This window comes from Streptomyces sp. NBC_00249, from assembly GCF_026342355.1.
In the GTDB taxonomy this organism is placed as follows: Bacteria; Actinomycetota; Actinomycetes; order Streptomycetales; family Streptomycetaceae; genus Streptomyces.
Genome location: NZ_JAPEMV010000015.1, coordinates 1 through 18,277, shown reverse-complemented (window position 1 = coordinate 18,277; position 18,277 = coordinate 1). Strand labels below are relative to the sequence as shown.

24 protein-coding genes and 1 pseudogene are annotated in these 18,277 nt (G+C 68.0%); 8 read left to right on the top strand and 17 right to left on the bottom strand.

Annotated elements, in window-relative coordinates; translation table 11 throughout:
- Nucleotides 1–152: 152 nt before the first annotated feature.
- The 3 genes from OOK31_RS38760 to OOK31_RS38750 form a co-directional block, all read right to left on the bottom strand.
- The gene (locus OOK31_RS38760; protein WP_267092144.1) at nucleotides 153–338 is read right to left on the bottom strand and encodes a hypothetical protein; all 186 of its coding nucleotides are present in this window, start codon (nucleotides 336–338) and stop codon (nucleotides 153–155) included.
- 43 nt (nucleotides 339–381) lie between these two features.
- Nucleotides 382–1,029 carry a transposase gene (locus OOK31_RS38755; RefSeq protein WP_267092143.1) on the bottom strand — a complete coding sequence of 216 codons (648 nt, stop codon included), beginning with the start codon at nucleotides 1,027–1,029 and terminating at the stop codon, nucleotides 382–384.
- A 357-nt stretch (nucleotides 1,030–1,386) separates the two neighbouring features.
- The gene (locus tag OOK31_RS38750; RefSeq protein ID WP_267092142.1) at nucleotides 1,387–2,199 is read right to left on the bottom strand and encodes a hypothetical protein; all 813 of its coding nucleotides are present in this window, start codon (nucleotides 2,197–2,199) and stop codon (nucleotides 1,387–1,389) included.
- Nucleotides 2,200–2,439: 240 nt separating this feature from the next.
- Between OOK31_RS38750 and OOK31_RS38745 the strand changes: the two genes are divergently transcribed.
- Nucleotides 2,440–2,598: a hypothetical protein gene (locus OOK31_RS38745; protein WP_267092141.1), complete on the top strand. Its 159-nt coding sequence runs from the start codon at nucleotides 2,440–2,442 to the stop codon at nucleotides 2,596–2,598.
- Here OOK31_RS38745 and OOK31_RS38740 read toward each other — a convergent pair.
- Nucleotides 2,588–3,295 carry an NADPH-dependent F420 reductase gene (locus tag OOK31_RS38740; RefSeq protein ID WP_267092140.1) on the bottom strand — a complete coding sequence of 236 codons (708 nt, stop codon included), beginning with the start codon at nucleotides 3,293–3,295 and terminating at the stop codon, nucleotides 2,588–2,590. The two genes, OOK31_RS38745 and OOK31_RS38740, sit on opposite strands and share 11 nt — an antisense overlap.
- Before the next feature lie 162 nt (nucleotides 3,296–3,457).
- Here OOK31_RS38740 and OOK31_RS38735 point away from each other — a divergent pair, with 162 nt between their 5' ends.
- Nucleotides 3,458–4,600, top strand: coding sequence for an IS30 family transposase (locus tag OOK31_RS38735; RefSeq protein ID WP_323188311.1), 1,143 nt, complete (start codon nucleotides 3,458–3,460; stop codon nucleotides 4,598–4,600).
- 297 nt (nucleotides 4,601–4,897) lie between these two features.
- On the opposite strand, the gene istB (OOK31_RS38730) is transcribed toward OOK31_RS38735, so the two are convergent.
- The 6 genes from istB (OOK31_RS38730) to OOK31_RS38705 all read right to left on the bottom strand — a co-directional run bounded on the left by istB (OOK31_RS38730) (nucleotide 4,898) and on the right by OOK31_RS38705 (nucleotide 10,214).
- The gene (gene istB / locus OOK31_RS38730; protein ID WP_267092138.1) at nucleotides 4,898–5,731 is read right to left on the bottom strand and encodes an IS21-like element helper ATPase IstB; all 834 of its coding nucleotides are present in this window, start codon (nucleotides 5,729–5,731) and stop codon (nucleotides 4,898–4,900) included.
- On the bottom strand, nucleotides 5,728–6,633 hold the full coding sequence (locus OOK31_RS38725) for a hypothetical protein (RefSeq protein WP_267092137.1): 906 nt from the start codon (nucleotides 6,631–6,633) through the stop codon (nucleotides 5,728–5,730). Before OOK31_RS38725 ends, istB (OOK31_RS38730) begins: the two co-directional genes overlap by 4 nt.
- A 45-nt stretch (nucleotides 6,634–6,678) precedes the next feature.
- Complete coding sequence (gene istB / locus OOK31_RS38720) at nucleotides 6,679–7,485, bottom strand: IS21-like element helper ATPase IstB (RefSeq protein WP_267091829.1); 807 nt, start codon at nucleotides 7,483–7,485, stop codon at nucleotides 6,679–6,681.
- On the bottom strand, nucleotides 7,485–8,735 hold the full coding sequence (istA, locus tag OOK31_RS38715) for an IS21 family transposase (protein WP_267091830.1): 1,251 nt from the start codon (nucleotides 8,733–8,735) through the stop codon (nucleotides 7,485–7,487). Before istA ends, istB (OOK31_RS38720) begins: the two co-directional genes overlap by 1 nt.
- Nucleotides 8,736–9,195: 460 nt before the next feature.
- Nucleotides 9,196–9,876 carry a hypothetical protein gene (locus tag OOK31_RS38710; protein WP_267091831.1) on the bottom strand — a complete coding sequence of 227 codons (681 nt, stop codon included), beginning with the start codon at nucleotides 9,874–9,876 and terminating at the stop codon, nucleotides 9,196–9,198.
- Nucleotides 9,873–10,214, bottom strand: coding sequence for a PadR family transcriptional regulator (locus OOK31_RS38705; RefSeq protein WP_267091832.1), 342 nt, complete (start codon nucleotides 10,212–10,214; stop codon nucleotides 9,873–9,875). Before OOK31_RS38705 ends, OOK31_RS38710 begins: the two co-directional genes overlap by 4 nt.
- A gap of 88 nt (nucleotides 10,215–10,302) precedes the next feature.
- Between OOK31_RS38705 and OOK31_RS38700 the strand changes: the two genes are divergently transcribed.
- The 3 genes from OOK31_RS38700 to OOK31_RS38690 all read left to right on the top strand — a co-directional run bounded on the left by OOK31_RS38700 (nucleotide 10,303) and on the right by OOK31_RS38690 (nucleotide 11,505).
- Nucleotides 10,303–10,809, top strand: a complete 507-nt coding sequence (locus OOK31_RS38700) for a DUF2269 family protein (protein ID WP_267091833.1) — start codon at nucleotides 10,303–10,305, stop codon at nucleotides 10,807–10,809.
- 5 nt (nucleotides 10,810–10,814) lie between these two features.
- A complete protein-coding gene (locus OOK31_RS38695) occupies nucleotides 10,815–11,102 on the top strand; it encodes a hypothetical protein (RefSeq protein WP_267091834.1) in 288 nt (95 codons plus the stop codon).
- 259 nt (nucleotides 11,103–11,361) lie between these two features.
- On the top strand, nucleotides 11,362–11,505 hold the full coding sequence (locus OOK31_RS38690) for a hypothetical protein (RefSeq protein ID WP_267091835.1): 144 nt from the start codon (nucleotides 11,362–11,364) through the stop codon (nucleotides 11,503–11,505).
- Between the two features lie 52 nt (nucleotides 11,506–11,557).
- Here the strand turns inward: OOK31_RS38690 and OOK31_RS38685 are convergent, their stop codons facing one another.
- Together OOK31_RS38685 and OOK31_RS38680 are read right to left on the bottom strand one after the other, a co-directional pair.
- On the bottom strand, nucleotides 11,558–12,184 hold the full coding sequence (locus tag OOK31_RS38685; RefSeq protein WP_267091836.1) for a hypothetical protein: 627 nt from the start codon (nucleotides 12,182–12,184) through the stop codon (nucleotides 11,558–11,560).
- A gap of 224 nt (nucleotides 12,185–12,408) precedes the next feature.
- A complete protein-coding gene (locus tag OOK31_RS38680; protein WP_267091837.1) occupies nucleotides 12,409–12,696 on the bottom strand; it encodes a hypothetical protein in 288 nt (95 codons plus the stop codon).
- Nucleotides 12,697–13,003: 307 nt separating this feature from the next.
- Between OOK31_RS38680 and OOK31_RS38675 the strand changes: the two genes are divergently transcribed.
- Entirely contained in the window at nucleotides 13,004–13,162 is a 159-nt protein-coding gene (locus OOK31_RS38675) for a hypothetical protein (protein ID WP_267091838.1), read from the top strand.
- Nucleotides 13,163–13,565: 403 nt separating this feature from the next.
- On the opposite strand, the gene OOK31_RS38670 is transcribed toward OOK31_RS38675, so the two are convergent.
- Nucleotides 13,566–13,646, bottom strand: coding sequence for a DUF6207 family protein (locus OOK31_RS38670; protein ID WP_267091852.1), 81 nt, complete (start codon nucleotides 13,644–13,646; stop codon nucleotides 13,566–13,568).
- Between the two features lie 135 nt (nucleotides 13,647–13,781).
- Between OOK31_RS38670 and OOK31_RS38665 the strand changes: the two genes are divergently transcribed.
- Nucleotides 13,782–14,177, top strand: coding sequence for an Imm7 family immunity protein (locus OOK31_RS38665; protein WP_267091839.1), 396 nt, complete (start codon nucleotides 13,782–13,784; stop codon nucleotides 14,175–14,177).
- Between the two features lie 95 nt (nucleotides 14,178–14,272).
- Here the strand turns inward: OOK31_RS38665 and OOK31_RS38660 are convergent, their stop codons facing one another.
- The 4 genes and pseudogenes from OOK31_RS38660 to OOK31_RS38645 form a co-directional block, all read right to left on the bottom strand.
- Nucleotides 14,273–15,046 carry a transposase gene (locus OOK31_RS38660; protein ID WP_267091840.1) on the bottom strand — a complete coding sequence of 258 codons (774 nt, stop codon included), beginning with the start codon at nucleotides 15,044–15,046 and terminating at the stop codon, nucleotides 14,273–14,275.
- Nucleotides 15,030–15,344 (bottom strand): hypothetical protein, encoded by a 315-nt coding sequence (locus OOK31_RS38655; protein WP_267091841.1) that lies wholly within the window; start codon nucleotides 15,342–15,344, stop codon nucleotides 15,030–15,032. Before OOK31_RS38655 ends, OOK31_RS38660 begins: the two co-directional genes overlap by 17 nt.
- Before the next feature lie 447 nt (nucleotides 15,345–15,791).
- Nucleotides 15,792–16,253, bottom strand: coding sequence for a DUF6086 family protein (locus OOK31_RS38650; RefSeq protein ID WP_267091842.1), 462 nt, complete (start codon nucleotides 16,251–16,253; stop codon nucleotides 15,792–15,794).
- A gap of 97 nt (nucleotides 16,254–16,350) precedes the next feature.
- Nucleotides 16,351–17,736: pseudogene (locus tag OOK31_RS38645) on the bottom strand (NF041680 family putative transposase); the annotation flags it as partial.
- A 279-nt stretch (nucleotides 17,737–18,015) separates the two neighbouring features.
- Between OOK31_RS38645 and OOK31_RS38640 the strand changes: the two are divergent.
- Nucleotides 18,016–18,277, top strand: a 262-nt coding sequence (locus OOK31_RS38640) for a hypothetical protein (RefSeq protein ID WP_267092136.1), incomplete at its 3' end; no start/stop codon positions are given.

Here is an 18,277-nt window from a genome sequence, read left to right as displayed (position 1 = left end):
GGCTCCGGTGCGCCGGAACTCGGTGCTGACCCGGTGTCGCGGCACAGCACGACCGCGAGTTCGGGATCATCAAGTCCGACCTCACCGCAGTGCGCCTCCAGATCGGCAACCTGGACCAGAAGGTCGAAGCGCTCGACAAGAAGATCCGGCGTTCAGGCTCTGGGCGCGGTCGGTGACGCCACTGGCCCGGCGCCCTTGATCAGGGCGACGACCTGGGCAAGGAGTGTGTTGGAGCGTTGGCCGAGGCCGTCGAGGAGCTGGTGGGCGAGTGCGAACTCGTTGGCGCGGTCGGGGTCGGCGAAGGAGCCGGCGAGGGCGAGGGCGAGGCGGACCTGCATCGTGACTCCTCCCCCTCCTAAGAGGTCGTTTTATCCCGCTGTTTTATCCCGTGATCGGCCGTTTGGTCTGGTGTGTCGGTTCGCGCCAGGAGATGGTGTTCTCGCCGGTGAGGCGGGCCATGAGGTCGGTCATCGCGATGTGGATGATGGCTTCGGAGCGGGTGGGCAGGGTTTCGTAGTCGCGGGCCAGGCGGCGGTGGAGCATGAGCCAGCCGTAGGTCCTCTCGACTGCCCACCGCTTGGGTATGGGGGTGAAACCCTTGGTCCCGGGCTTGCGTGCGGTGATTTCCATGTCGATGCCCTGGCTGGCGGCAGGAACGCTGGTGGAGGTCTTGACGCTCTGAGCGTCGATCACACACGCAGACGGCTCGGCATTCCGCCCTTCCTTCTCCCGCAAAAGCTGCCTGAGCAAGCCGTTGAGCTGGGCGAACACGCCCTCGTCAGCCCATCTGGCGAAGCAGCCGTAGACGCTCTGGTGCGGCGGGAAGTCATGCGGGAGGTAGGCCCACTGGCATCCGGTGCGGTCCACATAGAGGATCGCGTTCATGATCTCGCGCAGGTCATGCCGCGGAGGCCGGCCAAAGTCCAGAGCCCGGCCACGGCGCTCGAAACGCCAGGCCGCGAGGACCGGCTCGATCAACTCCCAGCGCGCATCGGACAGATCACTCGGATACGGACGTCGCGTTGTCATGATTCCGGCGTACCGCCGCGGACCGAATGCGCCCAGGCGCACGGCTGCGACATTGGAAGCACGCGGGCCATCCACGGCCGGACTTCCTGGGATGAGACAGGCACAAGAACCAGCCCGCCCCACAAGCCACCTCACACACCCCACAGACACCGACTCCATCAATGGTCACTACCGCACCGCAGCCGACCGCCTCAAGAATCGCATCAAATCTCTAGATTGCGGGATAAAAGGACCTCTAAGGGCTCGCAGCGATTCATGGTGTTGCTTTCTGCGTTTCGGCTCGTTGGTGTGGTCTGCGTATATGTGGCGAGGTTGGTGGTCAACTCGGCCTGAAGTTCGCGGTGTTGGTCCCGCGTTTTACCTCGCAGACGTGATCCGCCAGGTGCCGTGACGTATGTCGAGCGTCGCGGTGAGGTCGGCCTGCTGAGGGAAGGAGACGCCCAGCCGCCACGGGTCGGGCAGGGCAGCCAGCCCGATGGTGACCAGATCCTCGGTGACTTTGCCCAGGGCTCCGATCCAGTGGGGTGCAGTGGCGATCAGCTGCTCGGGCAGCCAGGGCCTGGGCTCGGGCACGCGAGAGAGGGGTTCCTCGGTGAGTTCGGCGAGGGCGGAGCCGGCCAGCAGGGTCAGCAGCCGCGCCAGGACGGCGGCCGGCAGGGCGGGGTCGCGGGTTTCCAGCGATACGTAGCAGTCGTCGTGGCCCGAGAACCAGATCCTGGAGTCTGCCAGGCGGCTCAGGAGCGGCTCGTCGCCGCCGGTCGTGCCGAGCACGAGGGCGAGATCGTCGAGCTGCTCCGGGGTCACGTCGGCGGGCACGTCGATCAGAGTCAGCTCGTACGGCGACCAGGTGCCGTCGAGGAGACGGGGCAAGAGGTCCCGGTCCATCACCAGGAATTCCTCCGCGAGTCCGTGCGTGCCAGACGCCCGCGAGCCGAGGGGGTGGACCGTGCACGGCACGCCGAGCTCGGCCGCGATCAGCGCGGGCTGTAGCGGGTGCCAATTCTCGTCCAGGTAGGAGTTGGTCTCCAGCGAGACCACTGCAACCTTGTCGTTCGCCACGGACACGAGCAGGTCGACCAGCTCGCCCGCCTGAGCCGCGCCGGCGGTCACCCGCCACAGCCCCTCGGTCTCGCGGACGCTGAAACTCAAGGGGAACGGTCGGCGCTCCACGCCGACACTGTTCACACTGAACGCGCCCTGCTGCCCGACCTCGATCACTGCCCCACCCCCGAGAACCCGCCGGACGCCACTGTCCAGCCCGCACGCATCAATCATCGCCGGTCAGCGGGGCGGGCCTGCCACGGCCGACCATGCCCCGTCGGGGGGCCTTTCCCTGCCTTGCGAAGTCGTGCAGAACAAGGCTGGCAGGGATATAGGGCACTGGCTGTCCTATATGGGAGGGATGGCACGGTGCCCGCCGGGGAACTCGCCGCCACGATCGATCACCCCGGGGAGTACGTGGTCGTCAAGCCCGCCGCCACCCGCGAACGGCCGCACCAGCCGCGCGAGACCACAGTCGAGAGCAGGGCCTCAGGCGTGCTCAGCGGGTGCCATCCGGTCAGCGGATGACCTTGATGCCGAAGCGGGCGCCACCAAGCGCGAACTGGATGGCGCTGTGCATGTGGGCGTACATCTCCATGCCCCGGGCGGAGACAATCGGCCCGAGGTCGAGGACGTCCTGCCAGCCGTATGCCCGCAGCAGCTCGGCGACCTGTTCCTTGGCGTCGGGGTCCTCGCCGGCGATGAACATTGTGTGCTCACCGCCGCCGATGGTCTTGGGGGCGACGGCCGTCTCCTGCTCCTGGGTGACGCAGGCCTTGACTACCTTCGTAGCGGGCAGGGCACGCTGGATGCGCTCGCCCAGGCTGTCGGAGTCCACCGGGTCCAGGGCGGGCATCACACCCCACGGGGTGGGCCAGGGGTGCTCGCGCTCCGGGTTGTAGACGAACGGGACGGCGTAGTCCATCAGGGTCTTGCCGACCAGGTGCTCGCTGATCGCGGTGAGTTCCCGTACCGCGTTGGCGCCGTCGATGCCGTTGATGACGAGGTCTGCTGCCCGTGCCGCGTCGCCGAAGGTCATGAGCTCGATGCCGGGGTGGCCGGCGAGCCACTGCCCGAACGGCGGGGTGCCCATGGAATCGGGCTCGGTGCGGCCAATCGTGATCTTGGGGTCGCGAGTGCCGACGACGACGTCGTGGCCGAGTTCCGCGAGCTTGGCGGCGTGCGCGCGGCCTCCGCCGCCGGTACCGAGGACTGCGATCTTCATGCTGTTTTCGACGGGTTGTTTTGGCCCCAGTGGACGGGGTGAGTTCTAGATCTCGTCGCAACACAAGACCCCGAAGGTGTTGCAATGACGAGGAAGCGTCGAGGAGTTAGACAGCCTGGATCTGCTGCTCTGGCCGACAAGCGTGATCGATACCTTCGGCTCATGGCGCAAGGGATGAGTAACTCGGCCGCGTGCCGGGAGGTCGGTGTCAACCGCAAGACGGGCAACCGGTGGACCTATGGACGGACGGTGAAGAACGAGACGGGCCCCGACTACGTCTACGCCCCGATCGCTGAGAAGAAGGAGGCGGTTTCCGAACGCTTCCTGTCCGAGGACGAGCGTGTCCAGATAGCTGACCTGCTCTGCGCGGGGCACTCGCTGCGGTCGATAGCCCGTCGGCTGAGCCGTAGCCCTTCCACGATCAGCCGCGAGCTGCACCGCAACAGCAACCCCGTCACCGGCACCTACCAGCCCTTCCGGGCCCAGCGCCGGGCCGTGGCCCGCCGGGCCCGGTCCAAAGAAGGCAAACTCCGCCGTGATCCGGAGCTGAAGGAGTTCGTCCAGCTGCACCTGGGCAAGCGATGGAGTCCGGAACAGATCAGCCGCGTGCTGCCAGCCGCGTTCCCTGGCCAGCCGGGACGGCATCTGTCCCCGGAAACCATCTACCAGGCGATCTACCTGCCCCATCGCGGCGGCCTGGACCGCGCTCCCGGCCAGCTGCGGACCCGCCGCAAGCACCGGCGCAAGCGCCGCCGCCCCGACCAGCGTGTCACCCGGTTCAGGACGGCCGGCCTGACCATCAGCGAACGGCCAGCGGAAGCTGCTGACCGCACAGTCCCCGGCCACTGGGAGGGTGACTTGATCGTCGGCAAGGACAACCGGTCCGCCATCGGCACCCTGGTTGACCGCACCACCCGCTACGTCAAGCTCGTCCACCTCCCCGACGGCCGCGGCGCCGAACACGTCCGCGACGCGCTCGTCCGCACCTTCGAGGACCTTCCCCTCTCGCTCGCGCGATCACTGACATGGGATCAGGGCAGCGAGATGGGCCGCCACGACGAGTTCACCCTCGCGACTCGAGTCCCGGTGTTCTTCTGCGATCCCGCCAGCCCCTGGCAACGACCGACGAACGAGAACACGAACGGTCTCCTGCGCGAGTACTTCCCGAAGGGCACCGACCTCTCCGTCCACACCGCAGCCGACCTCGCCACCGTCGCCGCCGAGCTGAACGACCGACCGCGCAAGACCCTCGGCTGGCAGACACCCAACCACCACTTCAGTAGGCTCATCGCAACAGTCGAGTGACCAGCTGTTGCGACGGTTGCTGGAATCCGCCCGGTCTGGGGTGGCCCCACTTTTGGGCCGTGTGGGTGAACGGGTCTGGTGGTGTCCTGGAGGAACGGATTGAAGTGGCCCCACCCCTCGATCGGGTGACGTTTCCGGGCTGTCCTGGGGCGGAGCAAGCAAGGTGCAAGAGAAGCTTGTTGGGGACCGATAGCGTGTGGTTCACGGAGCCCGCCCGGGCGCGTCCCCTGACAGGCATGCGAACGGGCGGGCACCTTTATGGGCGCCCGCCCGTCGACGGTTCGGTCTGCGGATGGATCAGGCCGCAGCGGCCTGCCGCTTGGCGGTGGTGCTGGCGAGACGGAACGACTGGGTGCCCGTCTCGATGATGTGGGCTTCGAACGTGAGCCTGTCGACGATGGCCTGGCAGAGCCGCTTGTCGGTGAAGGTCTGGTCCCACTCGGTGAACGGCCTGTTCGAAGCGATCGCGATCGCGTGCCGTTCCTCGCGCTCGGTGAAAATCTGGAAGAGCAGTTCGGCGCCGTGGCGGTCGAGTTTGACGTAGCCGAGCTCGTCGAGACAGAGCAGGTCCACCCGCCCGTACTTCTTGATCGTGCGGCCCAGCTGCTTGTCCCCGGCGGCCTCGGCCAGCTCGTTGACCAGATTCGCGGCGGTTGTGTAGCGGACCCGGCCGCCGGCCTCTGCGATCGCGGTGCCCAGGCCGATCAGCAGATGGGACTTGCCCGTGCCCGAGTCACCGATCAGGCAGAGCGGGTTCCCGGCGTGGACCCAGCCTGGCTGGGTGAGGGTGTTGATCACCTCCTGGGAGATGTTGGAGTTCTTGGAGAAGTCGAAGTCCTCGATCCGCTTGTTCCGTGGGAAGCCGGCTTCCTTGACCCGGCGGAGCTTGCGGCGCTCGTCGCGGTCGTGGAACTCGCTCTCGAGGAGGTCGGCCAGGAAGTCCGCGTAGGAGGCGTGCTCGCGTAGTGCCTGGGCGGCGAACTCCTCCCAGCGGTCGCGGATCGTGGCCAGGCCCAGGTTCCGGCAGGCCGCGTCGATCGCGGCCGACGGGTCGGCGCCGCGCTGAGCGGGCAGGCCGAAGGAGCCCCACCGCCCCGGAGTTGCGGAAGCGGGGGTGGTGCTCTGCGTCATGCTGAGCCTTTCGGTTGGATAGAGAGCAACTGGCCGTAGGCAGCCAGCGAGGGCTCCGGCCGGGTGTCCGGCGGGAGGGCAGGACGCCGCGCGGGCAGCGAGATGACCCGGGCGGATTCGGTGTCCTGGTCAGCGGGGCCGGCGATGACCGGAGCGTCCGCGGGTGGGGCGATGACGACCGGCGGGGGCCCGCCGGCGGCCGCGAGGGCCTTGCGGGCCTCGATCGCGACCAGGTCCGGGGAGACCGACCCGGCCTCCAGGACTGCGTTCATCCCGGCGACCACGGCCTCGTGAGGCATCCTGCGGTGCAGCAGCAGGACCTCGATCAGGGCCCGGGTGCCTTCCGCGCGGCCTCGGCTCTCGCGGGCGGCCGCCCAGAACGCGTCGTGGACGGGGGTGAACATCCCGCTCTCGCGGGCCGCGGCCAGCCCGGTGGAGTTCTCCAGGGCGCCGGGCTTGTGCCGAAGGATCTCCAGGTAGTGATCCAGCAGGTCACGGAACCCGTAGCGGCCGGCCAGCCGCTCGTGACGGACGACGATCTCGTGCCGGTCGAAGACCCAAATCTCATCCGCCCGCAGCGAGATGCGGATGTTCTCGCCGATGAACCGGGCCGGCACCGAGTACTTGTTCAGGCGGACCGTGATCCGGGAGGTCTTGTCGACCTTCGGCGTCAGCGTGAGCCCGACGTCGAAGTCCTCGTAGGGCAGGGGCGCCAGCAGCGGAGCCTCGTACTCGAAGTCGAAGCCCACCGAGGTGGGCCGGTTGTCGATGTGCCGGGTGTCCTCTGCTGCCTCGATCTGCTCGATCCTGAGGTTCAGATCGGCCAGGTTGTCGACCTCGGGGACGGGGACCAGGTGCGACCGGCGGAAGCGTCTGTCGGCGGCGGGTGAATCGTGACCCACCCTGGCCGGTTGAAGATTGACCCCCGGTCCGTCAGTTGATGTTGTTCATTCCCCGGTGTTGGCGGGTGGAACCCGGCCGAGGTCGCGGCCGCGCATGCGGTAGCTGTCGCCCTTGAGGGAGATCACTTCGGCGTGGTGGACGAGGCGGTCGATCATCGCGGCGGCGACGGTGTCGTCGCCGAAGACCTCTCCCCAGCGTCCGAAGGGCTTGTTGCTGGTGACGATCACGGAGGCGTGTTCGTAGCGGCCTGAGATGAACTGGAAGAACAGATTCGCGGCCTCGGGTTCGAACGGGATGTAGCCGACCTCGTCCACGACGATCAGGGGAATCCGGCCGAGCCGGGTGAGTTCGTCGGCGAGTTTGCCGGCCTGGTGGGCGTCGGCGAGGCGGGCGACCCACTGGGCGGCGGTGGCGAACGCGACGCGGTGCCCGGCCTGGCAGGCCCGGATCCCGAGACCGGTCGCGAGGTGAGTCTTGCCGGTCCCGGGCGGCCCCAGGAAGATCACGTTCTCCTTCCCGACGACGAAATCGAGCGTCCCGAGGTGGGAGATCGACTCTCGTTTCACCGACCGCTGGTGGTCGAAGTCGAAGTCCTCGAGCGACTTCCTGGAGGGAAACCGGGCCGCCCGGATACGACTTTCGGCGCCGTGCGAGTCGCGGGCAGCGACCTCCCGCTGCAGGCAGGCCGCAAGGTATTCCTCGTGGGTCCAGCCCTCCGAGCGGGCTCGCTCGGCGAGCCGGCCGACCGAGTCCCGCAGGGCAGGGGCCTTCAAGGCCCTGGTGAGATAGGCGATCTCCGAGGTGACGTCGCGGCCGTTCGCCGTGGTCTTCGTGTCGTTTCCGCTGGTCATCACGCCGCTCCTTCGCCTGTGGTCAGTCCGCCGTCGATGACACCGAAGATCCGGTCATAGGAATCCAGCGACCGTTCTTCGACGTCGGTGTTCTGCGCCGGCACGGGCTTCCTGCCAGCGGCCGCCTTTCGGGCCGCCGCCGCGGCCGCCGCATGGTCGGGGTCGGTGAGGGTTTGGTGGCGGGCCCAGCAGCGGGCATGGCGGGCGACTTCGACGCCGTCGCAGGTCACAAGGACCTGGTCCAGGTCGGCGGCGACCTCGACCCGGCGGCCGATGGCCAGCGGGTGGACCGAGTAGTCGCAGGTGTCGAGGCGGACGTAGTGGTCCCGCGGCAGCCGCAGGGACGCCTTCCACCAGCCCGGCGGCGAGATCGGCGGCAGCTGGAGCATGCGTGAGCGGTCGGCTTCCAGCCGGTCCGACGGCCTCGCCTGCAATGTTCGGTGGATCCGCCGGTTGGCTTTGCTGAGCCAGTCCGCCAGCTGAATGTTGAAGTCCGCGGGGCTGGCGAAGACCCGGCCGGGCAGGAACGAGGTCTCCAGGTAACCGTTTGCCCGCTCGACCAGCCCCTTCGATTCCGGATCACGGGGCTTGCAGAGGACGAACTTGATGCCCAGCAGGCCTGCGAACGCTGCGAAGTCATCCGTCAGCCGCGGTCCTCCCGCCCGCCACGAGCCCACCGCCCCCTCGTTGTCCCAGACCAGGGCCCTGGGGACGGCGCCGAGGTCGGTCAGCAGCCGCCAGTGCCCGGCGATCAAATCGGCTGCGTTCCTCGAGGGCAGCATCCGGGCCGTGATCCACCGCGAATAGCCGGCCACCATCACCAGCACCGGCGGATGACCGCTCTGCCCGAACCCGAGCGGGACCTCCGTGGCCGGGAACCACAGATCACACTGGGCCAGATCGCCCGGCTCATAGACCGTCCGCGACGCCGGATCGACGGGCCGGTAAGCCGGCCGCAGATCACGGACCCTGTCCTTGAGAACGGTCATGCCCCGCTGCCAGCCAATCCGCTCGGCAATCACGGTCGACGGGATGTCCGGCCACTGTTCGAGCAGTTCACGGATCTGCGGCTCGACCGCATCGACGACCGAGCCCTTCGCCGCCCGCTGGTACTTCGGCGGCTCGTCATCGGCCACCGCCCTGCGGACCGTGTTCCGCGAGATCCCCAACTTCCTCGCGATCGCCCGGATCGGCATCTCCTCGGCCCTATGCAGCCGCCGGATCTCCGCCCAGTCCTCCACGCTGATCACCCATCCTCCCGACCTGACTCAACGAGTCAGGCCCTCGATGGGGGTCAACTTTCATCCGACGCCAACGGTCCACTTTTCACCCGTCGCCGACAGAGGGCCGCAGCCGCGATGTTCTGGCGGCCACCGAGTCGGATCTGGTGGCCTTCAAGAGGGTCCGGACCCTGTTGCAGGAACGGCCCATCGGCTTGTCGGCCTGGGGCAAGGAGTCTGGGCTGCTGGATCAGTACCGCTACTTCCGCGACGTCGGCCTGGGCGGGCAACGGCCGGACTCCCAGGTCGACCGGACCTTTCGCGGCTGGGCACCACGCCGCAACCGCGCGGGCTCCGACGTGGTTCCCAGTTCACGGTTCAAGCCTGCGCCAAATACGGCAAGGCCCGCACCCTCTACATCCCCGAGGACGCGATCGGCTCGGTCGACACATACGTCGCTCAGGGCGCGGGCTCCGCGGCCTCCCGTTCGTCAGGGGGCGGTGACAGGGAGGCGGGCGCAGCGGCGGCACGCGCGTGCAGAAGCGGCGATGCGCGCGTGGAGGGCGATGGTGATCAGACAGGCGGCCGCGGTCAGTGGCCAGTTGGTGGCCAGTACCGCGGCAGTGATGAGGGTCAGCGCGCTCAGCCCGAGGGCGACTGCCGCGGTGGTTCCCGTCCAGGCGACCACGAGCGGCAGTCGTTGCGGGAGGGGCAGTCGGCGGGCCAGTGTGCCGGTGACGGAGAGGCACACGGCCGCGAGCAACGCGGTGAGCGCTGCGAGGCCGCCGAGGTGGGCTGCGGCCACCTGGAGCGGGTCCGGCAGCCGGCGGTCCGCCGCCCGGGTGGCGAGCTCGACCAGGTACCAGCACACCAGCACGCACGGGATGATCAGCATGACGGTGCGCGCGGTGTGACGGGCCTGGGTGATGGTCAGTTCATGCTGAAAGCTGGGCGCGAGCTCGGCCACGGTGCCGAACTGGCAGATGGCTTGGCGGGCGGCGTCCCGGTCGGGTTCGGCATCGGGCGACAGTTCCCGCGCGGTGTCCAGGAGGCCTTCGCGCAGTTCGTCCACCATCTGGGTCTTGAGTCGGGCCGGGCCGTGCAGGGTGGCCGTCAGGTCCGCGAGGTGGGCTTCGATGGGGTCGTCGGCACGGGTCTCGGGCGCCTTCACGCGGCGTGTCCGGGGGCCGGCGCGGGTTCCAGCACCGAGCCGATCGCTGCGATGAACTCCCGCCAGTGGGTCCGCTCGGCGGCCAGGCTGCGCCGTCCGGCGTCGGTGAGTTCGTAGCAGCGCCGACGTCGTTCGCCCACCGACTCCCATGCGCTGCTCAGCAGTCCGATCCGCTCGAGCCGGTTGAGGGCGGGATAAATGGTGCCCTTGCGCAGCTCTAGTACGCCCCCGCTGCGCTCCTCGACCGCAGTGATGATCGCGTAGCCGTGCAGGGGGCCGGATTCCAGTACGGACAGCAGCAGTCCGTCCAGGTGGCCGCGTACCGCATCCGTCTTCATGGTCAGGCAGCCTACCTAAGTGACTCTCCCTGTGCTACTTATAGATCGGTAGCCAATCTATTGGCAGCCAATCCATGAAAGGATCCCTGTGACCAAGCTGCTGCTCTCGCTGCACGTCCTGGCCGCGATCCTGGCGATCGGGCCGATCACCGTCGCAGCCTCGATGTTCCCCCGCTACGCCAGGCTGTCGGCCAGCAGTGACGCACCGGAGGCCAACGGCCAGATCACCGCGTTCCTGCACAAGATCTGCCGCGGGTACACGGTCGTCGGCATCGCCGTCCCGGTCCTCGGCGTCGCCACCGGCGCCCGGATGGGCGTCCTGACCGATGCCTGGCTGCTGACGTCGATCGCGCTCACGGCTGCCGCCGCGGCCCTGCTGCTCACGGTGGTCCTGCCCGGGCAGGCCCGACTGCTCGCCCAACCCGCGGATGCATCCGGCGCAGGAGGGACAGGCACCGGCGTGGCCACGAACGCCATGCCGGAGCTGCGGTCGGCGGCGGCGCGCCTCTCCATGACCACGGGGATGTTCAACTTGCTGTGGGCAGCCGTCGTCGTCCTGATGATCGTCCGCCCCGGCTCCACGACGGGAGCCTGATCAGCATGCGAACCCTACGCATCGCGGCCGCAGTTGAAGCCGGATCCCTCACGCTCTTGCTGCTCAACCTGTCCACCGTGCACACCGGGGTGATCACGTCGCTGGGCGGTCTGCTCCACGGCACGGCCTATCTGGCCACTATCGTCGCCGTCTTCCTCACTCCCGCCCTCGCGCGGCCGGGAACCAAGGGGTGTGTCTTCATTCCCGGCATCGGAGGGCTCCTCGCGCTGCGCCTGCTGGGGCAGCAGCCACCCGCCTCCTCACCCGACAGACTGCCCGGCGCCGACAGATGACTGGGAAACGATCACCGACAGCACGGGAAACCCCTCTCCCGGCGGGCTGCTCAGACGCAGGCTGACGACTTCCCTGGGTGCCCCGAAACGGGTGCACCACACCCCGCCCCACGACCGGAAGTCCACGTCTCGTGAGACATGCGAACCGCGAGGAACATCTCCACGCCCACGTGGTGCCCCGCGAGGCCGACGACGGCCTGCCCCTGCCCTGGAGCCGGCAGCAGGCCGCCCGCGCCGCCGCGCAGAACTGAGCCTCCTCGTGACCGGCACCAGCACCCTGGTCATTGCCCGCGAGCCGATCCCGGCCGGCCCCTTCGTGGCGCGCCGCTACAGCGTGCTGGTCTGCACCACCCTGACCGACACGGCGGCCGCCGACTTCACGCTCATCACCAGCAGCCGCTGACCCGATTTCAGAGATTCTCATCAACTGCCCTGCTTGCCCTAGTAGTGCTTTGTTACTGAGCTTGTAGTCGTGGTGTCGTCGCGAAGAAGACCCGGTGGGCGGGGCGGTTGTCGGTGTCGGCGTAGCGCAGGACGTCGCGGAACGGGTGGGGCAGGGACTGCTGCAGGACGCAGACGCCGGCGGCCGCCCAGGCGAGAGCCGCCTCCAGATCGCCGGTGACGCGGGGCTGGCCCAGGTCGTCTTCGTCCAGCTCGGGGTCGTCGTCCGCGTCCTCGTCGTCGAGGCCGGCGTACTCGTAGGCGAAGGCGGCGTAGGAGTCCAGGTCCCGGGGGTGCAGGAGACGGCCTCCGATCGTGACGCTGGCCTTGTGGTACGCGGTGTGGTGTTCCTCGCTGGAGTCCTCGTCTGGAGTCCAGATCCGCTCCATCGTCCACTCCGGCCGCGGGGGCAGTGCCGCGACCTTCTTCTCCAGCGGGGACAGCCCGCCCGGCTCGTCGGCGCACTCGGAGTAGTAGGCGGCCGAGTCGAACCGGTATGCCTCCCCCTCCGGCGCCCACGCGAGCAGCGGCCGGTCCAGCTTGCGCAGCGCCTCCACGGTGAGCTTGCCCGTGGGCGCGAGCCACGGGATCGCGCCCTCCGCCGTGGCCTTGGCTTCCTTCTTGTCGAACCCCATCCACATGACGGCCAGTGTCCCGCTTCCCGAACCCGGCCAGGGGAACTGTGACTGAGAGTCCTACTTGGCCAGTCTGAGCATCACGGTTGGCCACACCACCTGACCTCCACAAACAGTCCGCTTGCGGCGCTTTCGGACCACCCGACCGAACCCCGATTTGACCGCGCATCGCCGACGGGTCAGCTTTCTGACCTGCGCGAACGCTGCGTGTCCCGTGACAGGTTCAGTCGTCACGTGGTGCCCTGTTTTGGTGCTAGGCGAGCGCGCGGTAGGTGCTCGCGATCCTGGGGGCCTGGCCCTTGCGTTTGCCGGTGGGGGTGCAGGTCGGGCTGGATCTGCTCGACCGACTCGCCGTTCGCGCGGCGCCGGAGCACGGTGTGCAGCATGTCGTCGGTGATGACGGGCGGCCGGCCGCCGTGCTTGCCCTTGCGGGCCGCCGCGTCGAGCCCTTCGAGGGGGGACTCCCGGATGTTCTCCAGCCTTGGGACTGGTAAGCCGTTGGCGCTGAGAATGATCATGGTCTCTAGCTGCGGATCTCCGGGCGAGGCCGTGGCTGGCCGGTGACCGATGACCGGTCACCGGCCGTTCGGGAGTTGCACGGACCGGTCACGGCGCTGACGTGCTGTTTGATCGATCGCGGGCGACGGATCGGTCACGCTCGGCCCGCTGACCGGTCACGGTCCAGCTGGGCAAGCCCTCGTCACGGAGGGCTTGCCCAGCGTCCGGGCCGCAGGACGGGACGCCTTCCCAGGTCGTGGCCGCACCGTCTGGGACACGACGGTCCGGAGCCGGCCGACGCCTCCTTGGGGGCCGTACGACGGAGTCATGAGACGACACCATCACGACAACGCCAGGCTCATGCCGACGTTTCCGGGAGACATGTGGCACGCCCTCGCCTCCCTCCATGGAGCCCACGCCGATCCCGTCGGCAACATCCCACCCCACGACCGCCCCGACGCGTTCCTCTCTCACCCGGCCCGGTGACATTGCCTTCACCGCGCGAGTGGAACTCTCCGGAGGGGAGACGATGGGCCACCTCCACAAACTGATCACCGCCCTCACCCGCGGCAACACCTCCACCTACGAGCTGGGGGCTGCCGCGCCGCCCGGGACCGCGTTGGAGATCATGGCCGGCAAGCGCCACCAGCTCGCCCTCCACAGCGGTCACGTGCTCGGCCTCACCCAGCTCCTGCGTAATGCCGTCGACACCATCGACGCGCACGCCACTTCCGGCGATGGACTGTGCTGCCACTGCCACTGCCACTGCCACTGCCACTGCTACGGCACCGGGCGGGCGCATCCCCTGTGGGAGGTGGAGGCCGAGGAGCCTGGGCAAGCCGTAGGCGACCCTGGGCAAGCCCTTCGTACATGGCTTGCCCAGACTCCCTCATGGGCCGTCCCGTCCCGGGCGCAGGACGTCGGCGTAGATCCGGGCCCGGACGCCGGGCTCGCCGGGATCCCGGCGCACCGGGCCAACGCCCGATGTGGCCCAGCGCTCTGATGGTGCATCTCCAATCTGGCTGTGGTCCACATTTCGTGACGATCACTGACCCGTCCCTGCACTACGTCGGCCCGCTACTAAACACGCCGATAGGCTCCCGTCATGTTCGAATACCACGGCTGGATCACGATCCGCGAGAGCGCCACAGACGACGATGACCCAACCCGGCTCACCGAGATCGTTGAGAGTCTTCGGCACTACATCGACGGGATCGCCAGCCCATACCTTCTCGACCTGCGATGGATGAACGGCGAACCCTTCATCCACATCGGAGGCTTCTCCAACCACCGCACCTCACCCGAGATCCTCGACTTGTTCAGCCGGGTCGGCACGACCGCCCCGGGCTCATACGGCCTCCTCCACCTGCGCGATGACGAAGACCCAGCACATGAGAACGAGGTCCGGGTCTTGAGGCTGGCTCGCGGAACCGTCACCCAACACACCGAACTGTTGCTGTCTCCGTGTATCCCCACGCTCGAAGATCCATTTGCGGGATGAGGCAACAAGCCCGCCCCTGCCGCACGGTTTTCGCCCAATCAGATCCGCGCAGGTCAGCCCAGCGTGATGACAGCGACTTCGATGCGTAAGGACGATCAAGGTAGTTGGGCGAGGACAAGGGTCCGCAGGAGGGGGAATGATGCTCGCCCGTATGACCTGCGTTTGATGAGTTTGATGCGTGTTACCTGGCCCTCGACGACACCGGAGCTCCAGGGCAGGCTGAGGCCGTTGACGACCGCGTCCCAGTCGTGCTGGAGGAACGTGGCGAAGGACTGGATCTGCTTGGGGCCATCAGCCAGGGCCCGAGCCATCCATTGGGCGAGTTCGGAGCCCCGCCGGTCGCGGGCGATGGCGTTGAAGGCGTGTGCGAGCTCGCGGGCGGTTCTCAGATCGGGACAAGATTCCAGGACGCGGTCGAGTTGGGTGCTTTCACGGCTGTTCAGGGTCTCAGGACGGAGCATGATCCAGCTGGTGATCTGGCGCGGGCTCGGGACGAGCACGGGTTCGTCGATGGCGGTGCCGGCTCGCAGGGTTGCGACGTACTTGCGGACGGAGATCTTGCTGCCCGAGTACCCCTGCTCACGCACTTCTCTGAAGAGTTGGGCCGCATTGGTCCCTCCTGTTCGGTATCGCCGCTGGATGTAGGGCTTGAACCGCGCGAGGATTTCGGGCCGGCGGTCGCGCGCGGAGGCCAGGAGGTCGTCGAGTTCGATGCTCGCGTAACGGCGGACCGTCTTGCGGTCGCGGCGGAGATCGCGGCTGATGGCACTGAGGTTGTCACCGCGGAGGAGCCTGTCGTGGACGTCCTTGTGGCGCTGCCGGACCCGGGCAAGGATCTGGCTGTCCGGCGGATCACTCGCGGGGGGCATGGGTGTATCCGTATGTGAGGCTGGTGAGGATGCCGGTGAGGGCGATCCCGGCCGCCCATCCCACTACGGTGAGTCCGAAGCCGAGACCGATGTACGCCCAGAACAGGGCGGGGCCGGCCACGGCCGCGATGGCCAGGAACACCGGGTAGTCGATGTCCCGGCCGCCGAGGAACTCCGTGAGCTGAGGGACGGAGATGAAGGCCCATAAGCCCATGTAGGCAACGGCGATGACGACGGCGACGGTCGTGAGCACACGGGCAGCACGGGTGGTCGGAGGGGTGTTCGCGGCGTCGGTCATGAGGCGGTGGGCTCCTTCTCCTACGGCGAGCAGGGCAGTCGGCCCCGATCCGGTATAGCCGACGGGGACCACAGGGGTGCGTGCTTCCCGGCAAGGCTCCCCGGGGCCGGTGAGGAACAAGCAACTCGAAGCGGTGACGCGGCACCGGCGACTGCAACGCTGACCTGTGACAGCGAAGTTGGACGGATTGCCACCGAAGTTGGACCAACGCTGTTTAGCGACGAGAAAGTTGGACCGATTGGGGTGGGTGCATGCTCGGTGCGGGTGCCTCGCTGGGGTGCTTCGCGGGGTTTTAGTATGTGATCGTGTGGCTGGCTGCTACCGTCGCGGGTGACGAGCCCGCCGAGGTGCGCGGGCGTTGACCTTGTCGTTTAACTTCCGTCGCGCGTAGGGGATGGCGGCCCTCGTAGGTTTCTTCGGCGAGCCACCGTGTCATTCACGGGGTCGTCAGTCCTCCGCCCACATTCCGCGTCTGTAGAGGTCGTGGCTGTCCAGTAGGCCTGCTTCACGCTCTGGAGTGCGGGTGATGGTCCCGCCGCCGTTCTCCAGCATCACGATCGAGGCGAGCAACATGCCACGCATCAGGTCGTGCATGATGAAGTTGTTGGTGGAGCAACAGGTGTCGTAGACCCGCTGTGTGAATGCCTGGAACGTCTGGATGTCGACGTCGGCACCGCCGCGTTCGTTTGGTGTCACTCCGGTAGGCAGTCCCAGCAGGTGACCGGCACTATGCGCGATGGACACGTAAATCTGGCCCACTCGCAGTGCTGGGTCCCAGATGGTCTTGGTCCTGTTTTCCGTCTCAAATGGGTAACTCAGGGGTCGTTCCTCAGATGGGTCCAGGAAGTCTGGATGCTGTTGTGGTCCAGCCAGTGACCGTATCAATCGTCGGACTCGACGCTTCGGCATTTTGATCCGCATCGGAGCTGCCGCCACGTCGGGGTTTGGTGCCGACCTTGTGGTGGGCGGGCCGGATGTAGGGCTTGCCGGTGGCAAGGACGCGCCCGACGTCGTAGCGGGTAGCGGGCTGTCGGTTCTTCGACCCGACCGGGCGACCAGGGCCGGGGCGGGTGGGTTTTGGTGTACCGGCTGGCGTGCCCGTCTTCGCGTGCAGGTTCCTGAACCCTCGGCGGACCCGGGCGGGGGTGATCCTGTTCGGTTCCAAGGGTCGTTCCCAGGGGCGTCGGAGGTCACGTGCGAGAGGGCGAGCCAGGCGGAGCTGAGCGTGTGCGGCCAGGACCAGCCAGGTCCAGCGGTCGGCCGCCGCCGAGTCCCGCAGCTTCGGCCTGGTCCAGCCGAGCGTCTGCTTGAGCAGCCGAAAGGTGTGCTCCACATCGAAGCGGCGCAAGAACGCCTGCCAGCACCGATCGACGTCGGCCGGGCCGGCGCCGATGCCCGACCACCACAGCCAGACGGGCTTGTTCACCCCGCCACTGGGCAGCCTCTCGACCGCCAGGCGGATTACGGTGCCCTCGATGATGGGCAACGGTCCCTCATGGTGGAGCCATGCTGCCCTCCGGGTCAGCCGGGGGTGCAGTCGATCCCATGCCTGCGCGGTCGCGGTCCCGTACCGGTTGGTGTTGGTGATGGTCACCGCGGTGACCTCTCCCCAGGTCCCGGGTCGGCCGAAGACGAACTCGCCGCCGTGCTTGGGCGGGCGGCCGCCCTGCGGCGGGCAGATCCACGGCACCGGAACGGGCTTGCGCAGCACCCGGTCCGAGCGGAGCCGGCCCAGCACCTCCACGGGCAGGTCGGCCACCAGGTGGGCGATGCGGGGAGCGTCGTAGCCCGCGTCCAGCACGACCAGGACCTGCGGGTCCCCCTCCCGCCACTGGCTGGCCTCCACGAGACGTTGGACGACGTCGCGGATCTGGTCGGCGGTGACCGCGGCCAAGTCGGCACCTGGCTCCAGCCGGATCACGTCCAGCAGTGCGGTCCATGAGGTCCGGCCGGTCTCCAGGGCGGCGACGATCGAGTACGGCCAGCCGGGCACCATCTGATGCTTGCCCAGACCCCGACCGAAGGTATGACAGAAAGACCTGTCCGAGGAAGTATCGGCGTCCGGCCGCAACCAGGGGGAGACGTCCAAGGCCAGCACCAGCCGACCGTCGCCGGCTCGGGGAAGCGGGACACCGACCAGTGCTCGCCGCAGCCGGGCGACGTTGATCCGACCGTGGTTGATCCCCGAGTACAAGGCCCCGTGCCCGCGCCGATGCTCGGGAGCGAGCGCAAGGTCCACGAGGGTGCGGACCGGACCGTCGGTGCACAGCAACGCGTCGCACAACTCGAACAGGGCGTCGCTCCGGGCAGTCAGGCAGGCGTACAACTCCGAGCGGAACTCCGTCACCACCGTCAACGGGTCTCGCTCAACCTTGTGCTCGACCAGTCCCACGATCCCGGCCTCCGTACTGCGCTGTCGCTCAACACAGGATCGACCCGCGGCCCCTCACGCAGCTGGTGAACCGGGAAAACTCCGAACAAGTTCGACCCGCGTTCGATGCCGGACCATAAACGACAAGCTGAGGCGAGAGTGGGCGGAAGCGGTGCCGTCGTTGATGGCCGCGTTGCAGGCCAGAGCAGACAAGGCCCAGATGTGGGCCGGGCGGGACGGCGGCTGCGGGCCCACCGGATTTCCGGGCGGTCAGGCCGTCATGCTACCTAGGATTGACCCATGACTAGTCGACGTCAGCTGATACTTCGCCTGTCACTGCCCCTGCCCCTGCTGTTGGCGTCCACGCTCTCCCTGGCGGCCTGCAGCTCGACGCCCTCCAAGGCCACGGTGGCGGCGCGCGAGTTTGCCAAGTCCGCCTGCGCCTCCCTGCAGCAGCTGACCGACCACCTTGCCCGCCCCCGGCCGTCAAATCTGACTGACCCCTACTACCAGACCGCCGAGCAGTACCTGAACACGGCGACCAACCGCGCCGCCGACGCGG

Excerpts from the sequence above, each read along its gene's own strand:
- OOK31_RS38760 (WP_267092144.1), bottom strand. The coding sequence starts at position 338 with ATGCAGGTCCGCCTCGCCCTCGCCCTCGCCGGCTCCTTCGCCGACCCC.
- OOK31_RS38755 (WP_267092143.1), bottom strand. The coding sequence starts at position 1,029 with ATGACAACGCGACGTCCGTATCCGAGTGATCTGTCCGATGCGCGCTGG.
- OOK31_RS38740 (WP_267092140.1), bottom strand. The coding sequence starts at position 3,295 with ATGAAGATCGCAGTCCTCGGTACCGGCGGCGGAGGCCGCGCGCACGCC.
- OOK31_RS38735 (WP_323188311.1), top strand. The coding sequence starts at position 3,458 with ATGGCGCAAGGGATGAGTAACTCGGCCGCGTGCCGGGAGGTCGGTGTC.
- istB (WP_267092138.1), bottom strand. The coding sequence starts at position 5,731 with ATGACGCAGAGCACCACCCCCGCTTCCGCAACTCCGGGGCGGTGGGGC.
- istB (WP_267091829.1), bottom strand. The coding sequence starts at position 7,485 with ATGACCAGCGGAAACGACACGAAGACCACGGCGAACGGCCGCGACGTC.
- OOK31_RS38705 (WP_267091832.1), bottom strand. The coding sequence starts at position 10,214 with ATGAAGACGGATGCGGTACGCGGCCACCTGGACGGACTGCTGCTGTCC.
- OOK31_RS38695 (WP_267091834.1), top strand. The coding sequence starts at position 10,815 with ATGCGAACCCTACGCATCGCGGCCGCAGTTGAAGCCGGATCCCTCACG.
- OOK31_RS38685 (WP_267091836.1), bottom strand. The coding sequence starts at position 12,184 with ATGTGGATGGGGTTCGACAAGAAGGAAGCCAAGGCCACGGCGGAGGGC.
- OOK31_RS38680 (WP_267091837.1), bottom strand. The coding sequence starts at position 12,696 with ATGATCATTCTCAGCGCCAACGGCTTACCAGTCCCAAGGCTGGAGAAC.
- OOK31_RS38675 (WP_267091838.1), top strand. The coding sequence starts at position 13,004 with ATGAGACGACACCATCACGACAACGCCAGGCTCATGCCGACGTTTCCG.
- OOK31_RS38665 (WP_267091839.1), top strand. The coding sequence starts at position 13,782 with ATGTTCGAATACCACGGCTGGATCACGATCCGCGAGAGCGCCACAGAC.
- OOK31_RS38660 (WP_267091840.1), bottom strand. The coding sequence starts at position 15,046 with ATGCCCCCCGCGAGTGATCCGCCGGACAGCCAGATCCTTGCCCGGGTC.
- OOK31_RS38655 (WP_267091841.1), bottom strand. The coding sequence starts at position 15,344 with ATGACCGACGCCGCGAACACCCCTCCGACCACCCGTGCTGCCCGTGTG.
- OOK31_RS38650 (WP_267091842.1), bottom strand. The coding sequence starts at position 16,253 with ATGCCGAAGCGTCGAGTCCGACGATTGATACGGTCACTGGCTGGACCA.